Annotated in this window: 15 protein-coding genes; 3 read left to right on the top strand and 12 right to left on the bottom strand. The window is 69.0% G+C overall.

The window, feature by feature from the left end; genetic code table 11:
- Nucleotides 1-13 precede the first annotated feature (13 nt).
- The 11 genes from nuoK to ACFYZ8_RS40915 are packed head-to-tail and all read right to left on the bottom strand — an operon-like array spanning nt 14 to nt 10,871.
- Nucleotides 14-313, bottom strand: a complete 300-nt coding sequence (gene nuoK, locus ACFYZ8_RS40965; RefSeq protein WP_003974374.1) for an NADH-quinone oxidoreductase subunit NuoK — start codon at nt 311-313, stop codon at nt 14-16.
- Nucleotides 310-1,152, bottom strand: a complete 843-nt coding sequence (locus ACFYZ8_RS40960) for an NADH-quinone oxidoreductase subunit J (RefSeq protein ID WP_359032313.1) — start codon at nt 1,150-1,152, stop codon at nt 310-312. Before ACFYZ8_RS40960 ends, nuoK begins: the two co-directional genes overlap by 4 nt.
- The gene (nuoI, locus tag ACFYZ8_RS40955; protein ID WP_388541415.1) at nt 1,149-1,799 is read right to left on the bottom strand and encodes an NADH-quinone oxidoreductase subunit NuoI; all 651 of its coding nucleotides are present in this window, start codon (nt 1,797-1,799) and stop codon (nt 1,149-1,151) included. The genes ACFYZ8_RS40960 and nuoI overlap by 4 nt, the downstream gene beginning before the upstream one ends.
- Nucleotides 1,792-3,159 (bottom strand): NADH-quinone oxidoreductase subunit NuoH, encoded by a 1,368-nt coding sequence (nuoH, locus tag ACFYZ8_RS40950; RefSeq protein ID WP_388541412.1) that lies wholly within the window; start codon nt 3,157-3,159, stop codon nt 1,792-1,794. Before nuoH ends, nuoI begins: the two co-directional genes overlap by 8 nt.
- The gene (locus ACFYZ8_RS40945; RefSeq protein WP_388541410.1) at nt 3,156-5,660 is read right to left on the bottom strand and encodes an NADH-quinone oxidoreductase subunit G; all 2,505 of its coding nucleotides are present in this window, start codon (nt 5,658-5,660) and stop codon (nt 3,156-3,158) included. Before ACFYZ8_RS40945 ends, nuoH begins: the two co-directional genes overlap by 4 nt.
- Entirely contained in the window at nt 5,657-7,006 is a 1,350-nt protein-coding gene (gene nuoF / locus ACFYZ8_RS40940) for an NADH-quinone oxidoreductase subunit NuoF (RefSeq protein ID WP_359032317.1), read from the bottom strand. The genes ACFYZ8_RS40945 and nuoF overlap by 4 nt, the downstream gene beginning before the upstream one ends.
- Complete coding sequence (gene nuoE, locus ACFYZ8_RS40935; protein ID WP_388541407.1) at nt 7,006-7,887, bottom strand: NADH-quinone oxidoreductase subunit NuoE; 882 nt, start codon at nt 7,885-7,887, stop codon at nt 7,006-7,008. Before nuoE ends, nuoF begins: the two co-directional genes overlap by 1 nt.
- Nucleotides 7,884-9,206, bottom strand: coding sequence for an NADH-quinone oxidoreductase subunit D (locus ACFYZ8_RS40930; RefSeq protein ID WP_356587875.1), 1,323 nt, complete (start codon nt 9,204-9,206; stop codon nt 7,884-7,886). The genes nuoE and ACFYZ8_RS40930 overlap by 4 nt, the downstream gene beginning before the upstream one ends.
- Nucleotides 9,203-9,946 carry an NADH-quinone oxidoreductase subunit C gene (locus ACFYZ8_RS40925; protein ID WP_359032319.1) on the bottom strand — a complete coding sequence of 248 codons (744 nt, stop codon included), beginning with the start codon at nt 9,944-9,946 and terminating at the stop codon, nt 9,203-9,205. The genes ACFYZ8_RS40930 and ACFYZ8_RS40925 overlap by 4 nt, the downstream gene beginning before the upstream one ends.
- Nucleotides 9,943-10,497 carry an NADH-quinone oxidoreductase subunit B family protein gene (locus ACFYZ8_RS40920; protein ID WP_007383964.1) on the bottom strand — a complete coding sequence of 185 codons (555 nt, stop codon included), beginning with the start codon at nt 10,495-10,497 and terminating at the stop codon, nt 9,943-9,945. Before ACFYZ8_RS40920 ends, ACFYZ8_RS40925 begins: the two co-directional genes overlap by 4 nt.
- Before the next feature lie 14 nt (nt 10,498-10,511).
- A complete protein-coding gene (locus tag ACFYZ8_RS40915; RefSeq protein WP_007383963.1) occupies nt 10,512-10,871 on the bottom strand; it encodes an NADH-quinone oxidoreductase subunit A in 360 nt (119 codons plus the stop codon).
- Between the two features lie 734 nt (nt 10,872-11,605).
- On the opposite strand from ACFYZ8_RS40915, the gene ACFYZ8_RS40910 reads away from it, so the two are divergent.
- Complete coding sequence (locus ACFYZ8_RS40910) at nt 11,606-12,412, top strand: C40 family peptidase (RefSeq protein ID WP_388541402.1); 807 nt, start codon at nt 11,606-11,608, stop codon at nt 12,410-12,412.
- 208 nt (nt 12,413-12,620) lie between these two features.
- On the opposite strand, the gene ACFYZ8_RS40905 is transcribed toward ACFYZ8_RS40910, so the two are convergent.
- Complete coding sequence (locus ACFYZ8_RS40905; protein WP_356096880.1) at nt 12,621-13,907, bottom strand: geranylgeranyl reductase family protein; 1,287 nt, start codon at nt 13,905-13,907, stop codon at nt 12,621-12,623.
- A 122-nt stretch (nt 13,908-14,029) separates the two neighbouring features.
- Here ACFYZ8_RS40905 and ACFYZ8_RS40900 point away from each other — a divergent pair, with 122 nt between their 5' ends.
- Nucleotides 14,030-14,554: a GNAT family N-acetyltransferase gene (locus ACFYZ8_RS40900; protein ID WP_388541399.1), complete on the top strand. Its 525-nt coding sequence runs from the start codon at nt 14,030-14,032 to the stop codon at nt 14,552-14,554.
- A gap of 110 nt (nt 14,555-14,664) precedes the next feature.
- Nucleotides 14,665-14,985 (top strand): PASTA domain-containing protein, encoded by a 321-nt coding sequence (locus ACFYZ8_RS40895; RefSeq protein ID WP_359032322.1) that lies wholly within the window; start codon nt 14,665-14,667, stop codon nt 14,983-14,985.
- Nucleotides 14,986-15,395: the final 410 nt, after the last annotated feature.

The raw sequence follows: 15,395 nt of genomic DNA, 5'->3' as shown, positions 1-15,395 counted from the left end.
ATTCAGCGACCCCTTACAGCTTCATCAGGCTGGCGTCGTCGACCGAGGCCGAGTGGCGGGAACGGAACAGCGACACGATGATCGCGAGCCCGACCACGACCTCCGCGGCGGCGACGACCATCGTGAAGAAGGCGATGATCTGGCCGTCGAGATTGCCGTGCATCCGGGAGAAGGCGACGAACGCGAGGTTGCAGGCGTTGAGCATGAGCTCGATGCACATGAACACGACGATCGCGTTGCGCCTGATCAGTACGCCGGTGGCGCCGATCGTGAACAACAGGGCGGCGAGGTAGAGGTAGTTGACCGGGTTCACTTCGACGCCTCCTTCTTGAAGGTGGCCGGTTCGATCGCGGTCCGCTCCAGGCGTTCCTCGGCGCGCTGCTCCAGCGCCTTGAGGTCGTTGAGGGCCTCGGCCGAGACGTCACGGATCTGGCCGCGGTCCCGCAGCGTCTTGCTGACCGTGAGCTCGGAGGGGGTGCCGTCGGGCAGCAGGCCCGCGATGTCCACCGCGTTGTGCCGGGCGTAGACGCCGGGGGCGGGCAGCGGCGGGACGTGCCTGCCCTCGCGGACGCGCTTCTCGGCCATCTCGCGCTGGGTCAGGGCGCGTTCGGTGCGCTCGCGGTGGGTGAGCACCATGGCGCCGACGGCGGCCGTGATCAGCAGGGCGCCGGTGATCTCGAAGGCGAAGACGTACTTGGTGAAGATGAGGGTCGCCAGACCCTCCACGTTGCCACCCGCGTTGGCCTGGGTGAGGCCGTTGAACTGCTTCAGGGAGGCGTTGCCGATGCCCGCGAAGAGCAGGATGCCGAAGCCGAGCCCGCACAGCAGGGCGAGCCAGCGCTGGCCCCTGATGGTCTCCTTGAGGGAGTCCGCCGCGGTCACGCCGACGAGCATCACCACGAACAGGAACAGCATCATGATCGCGCCGGTGTAGACGACGATCTGGACGACGCCGAGGAAGTAGGCGCCGTTGGCGAGGTAGAACACCGCGAGGATGATCATGGTGCCGGCGAGACAGAGCGCGCTGTGCACGGCCTTCTTCATGAAGACGGTGCACAGGGCGCCGATCACGGCGACGGTGCCGAGGACCCAGAACTGGAAGGCCTCGCCGGTGGAGGTCGCGTACGCGGCGAGCTGGAGCGGTGCGGTCATCGCTCGATCACCTTCTCCGAGGCCGGTTCGTCCGCACCGAAGGTGGAGTCGGCCTCCTGGACCACCTCGCCCTTGGAGACGGCGACCTGGGGCACGGTGCCGGGCGCGGCCTCGGTGACCAGGCCCCGGTAGTAGTCCTGCTCGTCGGTGCCGGGGTAGATGGCGTGGGGCGAGTCGACCATGCCCTCCTCGAGACCGGCGAGCAGCTGCTCCTTGGTGTAGATGAGGTTGGCGCGGCTGGAGTCGGCGAGCTCGAACTCGTTGGTCATCGTCAGCGCGCGCGTGGGGCACGCCTCGATGCACAGGCCGCACAGGATGCAGCGGGCGTAGTTGATCTGGTAGACGCGGCCGTACCGCTCGCCCGGGGAGTAGCGCTCCTCGTCGGTGTTGTCGGCGCCCTCCACATAGATGGCGTCGGCGGGGCAGGCCCAGGCGCACAGCTCGCAGCCGACGCACTTCTCCAGGCCGTCCGGATGGCGGTTGAGCTGGTGCCGTCCGTGGAACCGCGGAGCGGTGGTCTTCTGCTGCTCCGGGTACTGCTCGGTCAGCCGCTTCTTGAACATGGCCTTGAAGGTCACGCCGAAGCCGGCGACGGGGTTCATGAAGCCGGGCTTCAACTGCTCGGTCTCCTTGGGCTCCTCAGCCATCGGACGCCTCCTTTCCATCCGTAGATGCGCCGTCACTCTGAGTATCGGACCCACCACTGACAATCAGCTCCCGCTCCCGTCGGGGGCGGCGCCTCGGCACGGGTGCGACCTCCTGTCCGGGCAGTGGTGGCACGGGGAACCCGCCCGCCATCGGGTCGAATCCGGCCGGTTCCGCGGCGGTCTCGGCGGCCGTCTTCGACTTCTCGCGGAACATGTCGGCGACGAAGGAGAGCAGGAGCAGGACCAGGACTCCGCCGCCGATGTAGAGGGCGATGTCGGCGAAGTCGTAGTTCTCGTTGCGCAGGGTCCGCACGGTCGCGACGAGCATCAGCCACACCACGGAGACCGGGATGAGGACCTTCCAGCCGAGCTTCATCAGCTGGTCGTAGCGGACCCGCGGGAGCGTGCCGCGCAGCCAGATGAAGAAGAACAGCAGCAGCTGCACCTTGATGACGAACCAGAGCAGCGGCCACCAGCCGTGGTTGGCGCCCTCCCAGAAGGTGGAGATGGGCCAGGGGGCCCGCCAGCCGCCGAGGAAGAGCGTGGTCGTCACGGCCGAGACGGTCACCATGTTCACGTACTCGGCGAGCATGAACATCGCGAACTTGATCGACGAGTACTCGGTGTTGAAGCCGCCCACGAGGTCGCCCTCGGACTCGGGCATGTCGAAGGGGGCGCGGTTGGTCTCGCCGACCATGGTGATGACGTAGATGATGAAGGAGACCGGCAGCAGGACGATGTACCAGCGGTCCTGCTGGGCCTCGACGATCGCCGAGGTGGACATCGACCCGGAGTAGAGGAACACCGAGGCGAAGGCGGCGCCCATGGCGATCTCGTACGAGATCATCTGCGCGCAGGAGCGCAGGCCGCCGAGGAGCGGATACGTCGATCCGGAGCTCCAGCCCGCGAGCACGATGCCGTAGATGCCGACCGAGGCGACCGCGAGGATGTAGAGCATCGCGATCGGGAGGTCGGTGAGCTGCATCGCGGTGCGGTGGCCGAAGATCGAGATCTCGTTGCCGGAGGGGCCGAAGGGGATCACCGCGATCGCCATGAAGGCCGGGACGGCCGCGACGATCGGCGCGAGGACGTAGACGACCTTGTCCGCGCGTTTGACGATGACGTCTTCCTTCAGCATCAGCTTGATGCCGTCGGCGAGCGACTGGAGCATGCCCCAGGGGCCGTGCCGGTTGGGGCCGATGCGCAGCTGCATCCAGGCGACGACCTTGCGCTCCCACACGATGGAGAACAGCACGGTCACCATCAGGAAGGCGAAGCAGAAGACGGCCTTGATGACGACGAGCCACCAGGGGTCGGTGCCGAAGACCGAGAGGTCTTCCGCGGCGAGGTACGGGCTCATGCCTCCACCTCCTTGGGGGCTTCGGCGGCGAGCGTGGCCGGGCCGATGTGGACGAGGGAGCCGGGCCGCATCCCGGCGTCGGAGGCGACGCCCCCGCCGGTGGAGTTCAGCGGGAGCCAGACCACGCGGTCGGGCATCTCGGTGATCTGCAGCGGCAGTTCGACGACTCCGGTCTTGCCGGTCACCGCGAGGAGGTCGCCTTCCTTGACGCCCGCCTCGGCGGCCGTCGCGGCCGACACACGCGCGCGTGCCGCGTGCCGGGTCCCGGCCAGCGCCTCGTCGCCCTGCTGGAGGAGGCCCTGGTCGAGGAGCAGCCGGTGTCCGGCCAGCACGGCCTCTCCGGCGGCGGGCCGCGGCAACTGGGCCGCGCTCTCCAGCGGTTCGGTTCCGCGCGGTCCGTCCCAGGGGCCGAGCCGGTCGATCTCCGCGCGCGTGGTGCGCAGATCCGGCAGGCCCAGGTGTACGTCCATGGCGTCGGCCAGCATCTGGAGCACCCGTGCGTCGGTGGGCGCGAGGCGGCGGGTCATCTGGTCGGGCTTGAGGGCGGCCTCGAAGAAGCGCACCCTGCCCTCCCAGTTGAGGAAGGTGCCGGCCTTCTCGGCGACCGCGGCCACCGGCAGGACGACGTCCGCGTGCTCGGTGACCTCACCGGGCCGCAGTTCCAGCGACACCACGAACCCGACCTCCTGGAGCGCTTCACGCGCGCGTGCCGGATCGGGCAGGTCGGCGATCTCGACGCCCGCGACCACCAGCGCCTGGAGTTCGCCGGACAGCGCGGCCTCGACGATCTGACCGGTGTCCCGGCCGTAGCGGTGCGGGAGTTCGGCGACTCCCCAGACGGAGGCGACCTCCTCACGCGCGCGCGGGTCGGTGGCCGGACGGCCGCCCGGCAGCAGCGACGGCAGCGCGCCCGCCTCGACGGCACCGCGCTCTCCGGCCCGCCGCGGGATCCACACCAACTGCGCCCCGGTCGCGGAGGCGGCCCGCGCGGCGGCGGTCAGTCCGCCCGCCACGGCGGCGAGGCGTTCGCCGACGACGATCACCGCGCCCGCGGTGCGCAGCGCCTCGGCGGCCCTGCTGCCGTCGTCCTCCAGGCCGACTCCGCCGGCCAGCGCGTCCAGCCACTCGGTCTCGGTGCCGGGGGCGGCGGGCAGCAGGGTGCCGCCCGCCTTCTCCAGACCGCGGGTGGCGTACGTGGCGAGGGAGAAGACCTTCTGGCCGTGCTTGCGCCAGGCCTTGCGCAGCCTCAGGAAGACGCCGGGCGCCTCCTCCTCGGCCTCGAACCCGACCAGCAGAACGGCGGGCGCCTTCTCCAGGGCGGTGTACGTGACGCCCGTACCGTCGAGGTCACGGCCGCGGCCGGCGACCCGCGCGGCCAGGAAGTCGGCCTCCTCGCTGCTGTGCACGCGCGCGCGGAAGTCGATGTCGTTGGTGTCGAGGGCCACGCGCGCGAACTTGCTGTACGCGTAGGCGTCCTCGATGGTGAGGCGGCCGCCGGTGAGGACTCCGGCCCGGCCGCGTGAGGCGAGCAGCCCCTGGGCTGCGATCTGGAGCGCCTCCGGCCAGGACGCCGGGACCAGTTCGCCCTCGGGGTTGCGGACCAGCGGGTGCTCCAGCCGGTCACGCTGCTGCGTGTACCGGAAGGCGAAGCGCCCCTTGTCGCAGATCCACTCCTCGTTGACCTCGGGGTCGTTGGCCGCGAGCTTGCGCATGACCTTGCCGCGCCGGTGGTCGGTGCGGGTGGCGCAGCCGCCGGAGCAGTGCTCGCACACGCTCGGGGAGGAGACCAGGTCGAAGGGGCGGGAGCGGAATCGGTACGCCGCCGAGGTGAGCGCGCCGACCGGGCAGATCTGGATGGTGTTGCCGGAGAAGTACGACTCGAAGGGGTCGCCCTCGCCGGTGCCGACCTGCTGGAGCGCGCCCCGCTCGATCAGTTCGATCATGGGGTCGCCCGCGACCTGGTTGGAGAAGCGGGTGCAGCGGGCGCACAGCACGCACCGCTCGCGGTCGAGGAGCACCTGGGTGGAGATCGGGACGGGCTTCTCGTAGGTCCGCTTCTTGCCTTCGAAGCGGGACTCGGCCTGGCCGTGGGACATCGCCTGGTTCTGCAGGGGGCACTCGCCGCCCTTGTCGCAGACCGGGCAGTCCAGGGGGTGGTTGATGAGGAGGAGCTCCATCACACCGTGCTGGGCCTTCTCGGCGACCGGCGAGGTGAGGTGGGTCTTCACCACCATCCCGTCGGTGCAGGTGATGGTGCAGGAGGCCATCGGCTTGCGCTGGCCCTCGACCTCGACGATGCACTGGCGGCAGGCGCCGGCCGGGTCGAGGAGGGGGTGGTCGCAGAACCGGGGGATCTCGATGCCGAGCTGTTCGGCGGCCCGGATGACCAGGGTGCCCTTGGGCACGCTGATCTCGGCGCCGTCGATCGTCAGCGAGACGAGATCCTCCGGCGGGACCGCCGCCTCTCCCCCGCCCGAGGGAGTGCTGGTGGTCACGGTCATGCGTTCACCTCCGTGCGGGAGTCGGCCCAGACCGTCGACTTGGCCGGGTCGAAGGGGCAGCCGCGGCCCGTGATGTGCTGCTCGTACTCCTCGCGGAAGTACTTCAGCGAGGAGAAGATCGGCGAGGCGGCGCCGTCGCCGAGGGCGCAGAACGACTTGCCGTTGATGTTGTCGGCGATGTCGTTCAGCTTGTCGAGGTCGGACATCACGCCCTTGCCCGCCTCGATGTCGCGCAGCAACTGCACGAGCCAGTACGTGCCTTCACGGCACGGGGTGCACTTGCCGCAGGACTCGTGGGCGTAGAACTCGGTCCAGCGGGTGACGGCGCGCACGACGCAGGTCGTCTCGTCGAAGCACTGCAGGGCCTTGGTGCCGAGCATGGAACCGGCGGCGCCGACGCCCTCGTAGTCGAGGGGGACGTCGAGGTGCTCCTCGGTGAACATCGGCGTGGAGGAGCCGCCCGGCGTCCAGAACTTCAGCCGGTGGCCGGGCCGCATGCCGCCGCTCATCTCCAGCAGCTGGCGCAGCGTGATGCCGAGCGGGGCCTCGTACTGGCCGGGACTGGCGACATGGCCGCTGAGCGAGTAGAGCGTGAAGCCCGGGGACTTCTCGCTGCCCATCGACCTGAACCAGTCTTTCCCCCTTTGGAGAATCGCGGGAACCGACGCGATCGACTCCACGTTATTTACAACAGTCGGGCAGGCGTAGAGGCCCGCGACGGCAGGAAAGGGGGGACGGAGCCGCGGTTGACCACGGCGGCCTTCGAGCGAGTCGAGCAGTGCGGTCTCCTCACCGCAGATGTACGCGCCGGCGCCCGCGTGCACGGTGATGTCGAGATCGAGGCCGCTGCCCAGGATGTTCTGTCCGAGGTAGCCGGCCGCGTAGGCCTCGCTCACGGCCGAGTGCAACCGCCGCAGCACAGGGACGACTTCACCACGCAGATAGATGAACGCATGCGAAGACCTGATGGCGTAACACGCGATGATCATGCCCTCGATGAGGCTGTGCGGGTTCGCGAAGAGGAGCGGGATGTCCTTGCAGGTCCCCGGCTCCGACTCGTCGGCGTTGACAACTAGATAGTGCGGTTTTCCATCTCCCTGCGGAATGAACTGCCATTTCATCCCGGTGGGGAAGCCGGCGCCGCCGCGGCCGCGCAGACCGGAGTCCTTGACGTACGCGATCAGGTCGTCCGGTGACATCGCGAGCGCCTTGCGGAGCCCCTCGTATCCCTCGTGCCTCTTGTAGACGTCCAGCGTCCAGGACTTGTCCTCGTCCCAGAAGGCCGACAGCACGGGTGCGAGCAGCTTCTCGGGGCTGGTGTCTTTCAGTTCGGGTGCCAAGGTCATCACTCCCCCTCCTCGGCGGTGGGCCCGGCCGGGTGGGCCGGGTCGGAGGCCGACGTGTCCTGTGGCGCGTCGTGCGAGCTCAGGTGCTCCGACGGGGACGGCTCGTGGGCGCCCCGGTCCTGCGGTGCGCCGTCGTGGCCCTGCGATGCTCCTTCGCGCGGATGGACCACGCGCGCGGGTGCGGCCTCTCCCCTGGCCAGGCGGAGGCCCACCAGCGACGCGGGTCCCGCCCCGCCGCTTGCCTCGACGGCCCCTGGCCGCTCGTCGGGGAAGCCGGCGAGGATCCGCGCGGTCTCCTTGAAGGTGCACAGCGGCGCCCCGCGCGTGGGCTCGACCGGACGCCCCGCGCGCAGGTCGTCGACGAGCCGCTTGGCGGTGGCCGGGGTCTGGTTGTCGAAGAACTCCCAGTTGACCATCACGACCGGCGCGAAGTCGCAGGCCGCGTTGCACTCGATGTGCTCCAGGGTGACCTTGCCGTCGTCGGTGGTCTCGCCGTTGCCGACGCCCAGGTGCTCCTGGAGCTCGGAGAAGATCGCGTCGCCGCCCATCACCGCGCAGAGGGTGTTGGTGCAGACGCCTACCTGGTAGTCGCCGGAGGGCTTGCGCCGGTACATGGTGTAGAAGGTGGCCACCGCGGTGACCTCGGCCGTGGTCAGCTCCAGGACGTCCGCGCAGAACTGCATGCCGGTGCGCGTGACGTGTCCCTCCTCCGCCTGCACGAGATGCAGCAACGGCAGGAGCGCCGAGCGGGAGTCCGGGTAGCGGGCGATGATCTCGCGCGCGTCCGTCTCCAGGCGGGCTCGGACGTCGTCCGGGTAAGCGGGGGCGGGCAGTTCGGGCATGCCCAGGCTGACGCCCCGCTCGGAAGAACTCGTGGTCACCGGTCGACGCCTCCCATCACGGGGTCGATGGACGCGACAGCGACGATGACGTCGGCGACCTGGCCGCCCTCGCACATCGCCGCCATGGCCTGAAGGTTGGTGAAGGACGGGTCGCGGAAGTGGACCCGGAAGGGGCGGGTGCCGCCGTCGGACACCGCGTGCACCCCGAGTTCGCCCTTGGGTGACTCGACGGCCGCGTACGCCTGGCCCGGCGGGACCCGGAAGCCCTCGGTGACCAGCTTGAAGTGGTGGATCAGGGCCTCCATGGAGGTGCCCATGATCTTCTTGATGTGGTCGAGGGAGTTGCCGAGCCCGTCGGGGCCGAGCGCGAGCTGGGCGGGCCAGGCGATCTTCTTGTCGGCGACCATGACCGGGCCGGGCTGGAGCCGGTCCAGGCACTGCTCGACGATCCTGAGCGACTGGCGCATCTCCTCGAGCCGGATCAGGAAGCGGCCGTAGGAGTCGCAGGTGTCGGCGGTCGGGACGTCGAACTCGTAGGTCTCGTATCCGCAGTAGGGCTGTGCCTTGCGCAGGTCGTGCGGCAGGCCGGTGGAGCGCAGGATGGGGCCGGTGGCGCCGAGGGCCATGCAGCCCGCCAGGTCCAGGTAGCCGACGTCCTGCATACGGGCCTTGAAGATGGGGTTCCCGGTGGCGAGCTTGTCGTACTCCGGGAGGTTCTTCTTCATCTTCTTCACGAACTCGCGGATGTGGTCCACCGCGCCGGGCGGCAGGTCCTGCGCGAGTCCGCCGGGGCGGATGTACGCGTGGTTCATCCGGAGGCCCGTGATGAGCTCGTAGATGTCGAGAATCATTTCACGATCACGGAATCCGTAGATCATGATCGTGGTTGCGCCGAGTTCCATGCCGCCGGTGGCGATGCACACCAGGTGCGAGGAGAGCCGGTTCAGCTCCATCAGGAGCACCCGGATGATCTCCGCGCGGTCGGGGATCTGGTCCTCGATGCCGAGGAGTTTCTCGACGGCGAGGCAGTAGGCGGTCTCGTTGAAGAAGGACGTCAGGTAGTCCATGCGCGTCACGAACGTGGTGCCCTGCGTCCACGTGCGGAACTCGAGGTTCTTCTCGATGCCCGTGTGGAGGTAGCCGATGCCGCAGCGGGCCTCGGTGACCGTCTCGCCGTCGATCTCCAGGATCAGGCGGAGCACTCCGTGGGTGGAGGGGTGCTGCGGGCCCATGTTGAGGACGATGCGCTCGTCGTCGGCGCGGGCCGCGGCCTGGACGATCTCGTCCCAGTCGCCGCCGGTGACCGTGTAGACGGTGCCCTCTGTGGTCTCCCGAGGGGAGGCATGCGAAGTGCTCACGAGTACGACCTCCGCTGGTCCGGAGCCGGGATCTGGGCGCCCTTGTACTCGACGGGGATGCCGCCGAGGGGGTAGTCCTTGCGCTGCGGGTGGCCCTGCCAGTCGTCCGGCATCATGATCCGCGTCAGGGCCGGGTGACCGTCGAAGACGATCCCGAAGAAGTCGTACGTCTCGCGCTCGTGCCAGTCGTTGGTCGGATACACCGAGACCAGGGACGGGATGTGCGGGTCGGCGTCCGGCGCGCTGACCTCCAGACGGATCAGCCGGTTGTGGGTGATCGAGCGCAGGTGGTAGACGGCGTGCAGCTCGCGCCCCTTGTCGTGGAGGTAGTGGACCCCGCTGACGCCGGTGCAGAGCTCGAAGCGCAGGGCCGGGTCGTCGCGGAGGGTCTGTGCGACGCGCAGCAGGTGCTCGCGCTCGATGTGGAAGGTGATCTCGCCGCGGTCGACGACCGTCTTCTCGATCGCGTTGTCGGGGAGCAGTCCCTGCTCCTCCAGGGCGCCCTCCAGTTCGTCGGCGACCTCGTCGAACCAGCCGCCGTAGGGGCGGGTGGCCTCCCCCGGGAGCCGGATGGAGCGGACCAGGCCGCCGTAGCCGGAGGTGTCGCCGCCGTTGTCGGCGCCGAACATGCCGCGCTGGACGCGGATCTCCTCGCCGCCGTCGCCGCGCTGGCCGGGGAGGTTGGAGCCGCTCAGCTCCTTCTCCGGGTTGGCTCCGTTGGTGCCGTTCGCGTCGCTCACCGCAGCAGCCCCTTCATCTCGATCGTGGGCAGGGCCTTGAGCGCCGCCTCCTCCGCCTCGCGGGCCGCCTCCTCGGCGTTCACGCCGAGCTTGGAGGACTGGATCTTCTGGTGGAGCTTGAGAATGGCGTCCATCAGCATCTCGGGCCGTGGCGGGCAGCCGGGCAGATAGATGTCGACCGGCACGATGTGGTCGACGCCCTGCACGATCGCGTAGTTGTTGAACATGCCGCCCGAGGAGGCGCAGACCCCCATGGAGATGACCCACTTGGGGTTCGGCATCTGGTCGTAGACCTGCCGGAGCACCGGCGCCATCTTCTGGCTGACCCGGCCGGCGACGATCATGAGGTCGGCCTGGCGGGGCGATCCCCGGAAGACCTCCATGCCGAAGCGGGCCAGGTCGTAGCGTCCGGCGCCCGTGGTCATCATCTCGATGGCGCAGCAGGCCAGTCCGAAGGTGGCCGGGAAGACCGACGCCTTGCGCACCCAGCCCGCGGCCTGCTCGACGGTGGTCAGCAGGAAACCGCTCGGCAGCTTTTCTTCGAGTCCCATGAGTTAAAGGCCCCTCAGTCCCATTCCAGGCCGCCGCGCCGCCATACGTACGCGTACGCGACGAAGACGGTGAGCACGAAGAGCAGCATCTCCACGAGCCCGAAAACACCCAGGGCGTCGAAGGTGACGGCCCAGGGGTAGAGGAAGACGATCTCGATGTCGAAGACGATGAAGAGCATCGCCGTCAGGTAGTACTTGATGGGGAAGCGCCCGCCGCCGGCCGGCGTGGGGGTCGGCTCGATGCCGCACTCGTAGGCCTCGAGCTTGGCCCGGTTGTACCGCTTCGGACCGATCAGCGTGGCCATGACCACGGAGAAGATCGCAAAGCCTGCCCCGAGGGCTCCCAGTACGAGGATGGGCGCATAAGCGTTCACCGCTCCTCGCTCCTCTCAGTCGGCACTGACTGCTGGCGATGGCATCGGACTCACACCCGACTCATACGTCCCTCTGACCTCCGTCGGCCCCGACGAAGATCGCGAACATGTGAAGCAGGTCACAAGCCCAACTGACCCGCATCTTATGCCTGCCGGTCTGTGATCTGCGACACGGGGTATTGCACAAGCTTTGTGATCTCCACCACCCGACGAAGGATCATGAAGTCGGATCAGCGGTGATCTTCACACGTGAAGCGTCCGAGTGATCACCAGAGGTGACATTTTCGCTCGTCGGCGCAGGTCGGGAGAGGCGTCTCCATATCAAGAGGGTTCCCCTGCATGCAAATTGGCGCTGGACGCGACTGCTTGATAGAGGACCGCGTTCACACATCAGAGGGAGACGCGAGGGCGAGTGTGGACACGTGCACACATTCACGAGCTCCGATCGCGTTCGGACGCAGCCGTCGCCGTAACCGTTGCGTGACCTCCGCCACACCCATTGGAGATCCAGAAGAAGGGGGCTTGGCCATCGGCCCCAACGGATGGTAGCTGCGGGGCAATTCGGGCGTAACAGCGAAAGTCCATGATCACAGCCATGATCACGAGAGTCCGCAATGTCCGTTACGGCGTCAATAAAGGGCGGCACACCACGAATTCGGGGCCTCCGTTGAACAACTGTGGCGCAGCCCACGTTTCTTGAAGGTATGGAGGAGCCCCTGATACCAGTTGGTCTCATGTCCCACACCGCTCACATACGCAGCCACCGGAAACCCCGCCGCAGCGCGACGACTTCGATCGCCGTGCGTGCCGGAGTCGCCGGTGGCGTGCTCAGCATGGCAGCGGCGGGCGCGTCGGCTTCGGCGTTCGCCGCCGAGTCGACGACGCAGACCCTCGAACTGCCCACCCTCTCGGCCGACCTGGGCAGCCAGGTCGCCGAGTCCGCCGACGCGATGCAGCAGGCGGCCGCCAACTACCAGCTGCAGGCCGAGCGTGACGCGGCCGCCGCAAAGGCCGCGAAGCAGGCCAAGGCGGACCTCGCGGAGGCCAAGAAGAAGGCGGAGGCCAAGAAGAAGGCTGAGGAGGCCCGCAGGGCCGCCGCCGAGGAGGCCGCCTCGCGCAGCTCCCAGCGGACCACCCTGTCCGCCTCGGCGAGCGCCAGTGTCTCCACGAGCTCGTCCACGGCCACCGGTTCGGCCGCGGCCGTCATCGCCTTCGTGAAGGCACAGGTCGGTGACGCCTACGTCTCCGGCGGCACCGGCCCCAACTCCTGGGACTGCTCCGGCCTCGTCCAGGCCGCGTTCAGCCAGATCGGCGTCGACCTGCCGCGCGTCTCGCAGGACCAGTCGACCGCGGGCACCCAGGTCTCGCTGAGCAACCTCCAGCCGGGCGACATCCTGTACTGGGGCAGCGCCGGCAGCGCGTACCACGTGGCGGTGTACATCGGCGACGGCATGTTCGTCGGCGCGCAGAACCCCTCGACGGGCGTCGCCGAGAAGCCCCTGTCCTACGACCCGCCGACCGGAGCGGTGCGGGTGCTCTGACACCGGGACACCCGGGGACATCGACACCGGGACACCCGGGGACATCTGGTCACCGGGCAGCACGAACATACGGAAGGGCCGCAGCCGCTCGGGGGCTGCGGCCCTTCCGTTCTCCTGTGCGGGGTTGAGGTGTTCGCCCGCCGGGCGGCCGGCGCCGAGGCGCTGAACGGCGGTCAGGGCATCGCCGGCGCCTGAGGGCGGGCCCCCGTCACGCCTTCGGCGCCACCTTGCTCAGCCCGTTGATGATCCGGTCCATCGCGTCGCCGCCCGTGGGGTCGGTGAGGTTGGCGAGCATCTTGAGGGTGAACTTCATGAGCAGCGGGTGGGTCAGTCCGCGCTGCGCCGCGATCTTCATGACCTTCGGGTTGCCGATGAGCTTCACGAAGGCGCGGCCCAGTGTGTAGTAGCCGCCGTAGGTGTCCTTGAGGACCTGCGGGTAGCGCTGGAGGGCGATCTCCCGCTGGGCGGGGGTCGCGCGGGCGTGGGCCTGGACGATGACGTCGGCGGCGATCTGGCCGGACTCCATGGCGTAGGCGATGCCCTCGCCGTTGAAGGGGTTCACCATGCCGCCGGCGTCGCCGACCAGGAGCAGGCCCTTGGTGTAGTGCGGCTGGCGGTTGAAGGCCATGGGGAGGGCCGCGCCCCGGATCGGGCCGGTCATGTTGTCGGGGGTGTAGCCCCACTCCTCCGGCATGGAGGCGCACCAGGCCTTGAGCACCTCGCGCCAGTCGAGCTCCTTGAAGGAGTCGGAGGTGTTCAGGACGCCGAGGCCGACGTTCGAGGTGCCGTCGCCCATGCCGAAGATCCAGCCGTAGCCGGGCAGGAGACGGTCCTCGCCGGGCCCGCGGCGGTCCCACAGCTCCAGCCAGGACTCCAGGTAGTCGTCCTCGTGGCGGGGGCTCTCGAAGTACGTCCGTACGGCGACGCCCATCGGCCGGTCCTCGCGGCGGTGCAGGCCCATCGCGAGGGAGAGCCGGGTGGAGTTGCCGTCGGCGGCGACCACCAGGGGCGCGTGGAAGGTGACTTCGCGCTTCTCCTCGCCGAGCTTCGCGTGGACGCCCGTGATGCGGCCGGTGCGGTCGTCGACGATCGGGGCGCCGACGTTGCAGCGCTCGTAGAGCCGCGCCCCGGCCTTCTGGGCCTGGCGGGCGAGCTGCTCGTCGAAGTCGTCGCGCTTGCGGACGAGGCCGTAGTCGGGGAAGGAGGCGAGTTCCGGCCAGTCGAGCTGGAGGCGTACACCGCCGCCGATGATCCGAAGGCCCTTGTTCCGCAGCCAGCCGGCCTCTTCGGAGATGTCGATGCCCATGGCCACGAGCTGCTTGGTGGCGCGCGGGGTGAGGCCGTCGCCGCAGACCTTCTCGCGCGGGAACTCGGTCTTCTCCAGGAGGAGCACGTCGAGGCCGGACTTGGCGAGGTGGTAGGCGGTCGTGGAGCCGGCCGGCCCCGCGCCGACGACGATGACATCGGCGGTGTTCTCGGACAGGGGCTCGGTCACGTCGGGATCTCCCCAGGCTCGGAATCAAGTTCGGAATCAAGTTCTGAATCCGCGTGCCGACCGGCACTGGACATGGGCAGTCTATTCAGCAGAATTGATCACCTGGCTGAAGGGCTGCCCCAGTGAACCGAGCTCTGCCCGTGGTACGGCTGCGTGTCCCCACCGACGAGGACGCCGTCGCCTGGCACCGGGTCTTCGACGACCCGGACGTCATGGAGTTCCATGGTGGCAAGTCCGCGGAGTTGTACGTCTACGAGGAACTCACCGCGCGGCAGCGCCGGCACGACGCCGAGCTGGGTTTCTGCCTGTGGACCATGGTCGACGAGGACGGGCGGGTCATGGGCTTCACCGGTGCCCAGCCGTGGCCGCGGGACTGGGGGCCGGCGGGCGAGATCGAGATCGGGTGGCGGCTCGGGCGGGAGCACTGGGGGCGGGGGTACGCCACGGTCGCCGCGCAGATGACCTTGGACCGGGTCAGGGCGGCGGGCGTCCCGAGCGTGGTGGCGATGGTCAGACCCGGCAACGAACGGTCGATCGCGGTCGCCAAGCGACTCGGAATGGAACTCGCGGAGACCTTCCCGCACCCTGTGCTGCCGGAAGAGGCGCTGTGCTTCAGGCTCTCCCTGCAAGAGAGTCACGCAGGGTAGCGGTCTGCTACAGAAAGCCACGCGGCACTTCCGGGCGCCACTGGGCCGGAGTTACCCTTTCAGTACCGCTGGGGGTGACATTTGTGCACATAACACCCAAGACGCCCGAAGTGCGCGTACCGCGACTGGTCGGACTCATGGCCGTCGACGCGCGCGAGACGGCCCAGGCACAGGGCCTCTTCGTCAATGCGCCGGATCGGAAAGACTTCCATCTGGCCGTCGTCGACTATGTCGTACGCCAGTACCCACAGGCCGGCGCGGAGGTGCCGCGGGACTCGGTCGTGTACGTCTGGTTCGACCGCGGCCCCGGCGAGGGCGGCGGAGGCGTCCACGAACCCCGCGTCCCGAGGCCCCCCAGAGGCGGCCTCCAACGGGAACTGGACGAACCGGGAGACCCGTACGCGGTGCGCTGTACGACGGGTTTCGGTTGACGGCGGGCCCGGCATCCCCGGCGAGACGAACATCCCGAGGGGGCCGACGCCGACTGGTGCGCTGTACGACGGTCTGACCAGCGACGCCCGAGGGACCCGCGCGGCTCTCCCCGCCAACCACGGATCAACGGCCCCGGCCGGGCAGACATACCGGGCGGGCCGCCGACTCGGAGCCAACCCCGGCAACCCGCGCCTACATGGCGATCGCCGACCGAGTCGTCGGCGCGGACGGGCGGACGCTCGCCGGGACGGAGAAGGCGGGACGAAGGCGCCGCCCGGCTCTCTCGTCGACCACGACGAACAGCCCAGCCAGGCAGACGTACTGGACTCATCGGCGGCGGTGAACAACCCGACGCCGCGCGCTGTCGCCGGAGATGCCCGAAAGGTGCCGCACGACACGACACCGTGTC

The sequence above is a fragment of the Streptomyces sp. NPDC001668 genome (genome assembly GCF_042893155.1).
Lineage (GTDB): Bacteria > Actinomycetota > Actinomycetes > Streptomycetales > Streptomycetaceae > Streptomyces.
Note: the sequence above shows the minus strand (reverse complement) of the source record. Positions and strands in the feature narration are given on the sequence as shown.

Coding starts and splice junctions, on each gene's coding strand:
- ACFYZ8_RS40910 (WP_388541402.1), top strand. CDS start 11,606: ATGTCCCACACCGCTCACATACGCAGCCACCGGAAACCCCGCCGCAGC.
- nuoI (WP_388541415.1), bottom strand. CDS start 1,799: ATGGCTGAGGAGCCCAAGGAGACCGAGCAGTTGAAGCCCGGCTTCATG.
- nuoF (WP_359032317.1), bottom strand. CDS start 7,006: ATGACCTTGGCACCCGAACTGAAAGACACCAGCCCCGAGAAGCTGCTC.
- nuoH (WP_388541412.1), bottom strand. CDS start 3,159: ATGAGCCCGTACCTCGCCGCGGAAGACCTCTCGGTCTTCGGCACCGAC.
- ACFYZ8_RS40945 (WP_388541410.1), bottom strand. CDS start 5,660: ATGACCGTGACCACCAGCACTCCCTCGGGCGGGGGAGAGGCGGCGGTC.
- ACFYZ8_RS40920 (WP_007383964.1), bottom strand. CDS start 10,497: ATGGGACTCGAAGAAAAGCTGCCGAGCGGTTTCCTGCTGACCACCGTC.
- ACFYZ8_RS40960 (WP_359032313.1), bottom strand. CDS start 1,152: ATGACCGCACCGCTCCAGCTCGCCGCGTACGCGACCTCCACCGGCGAG.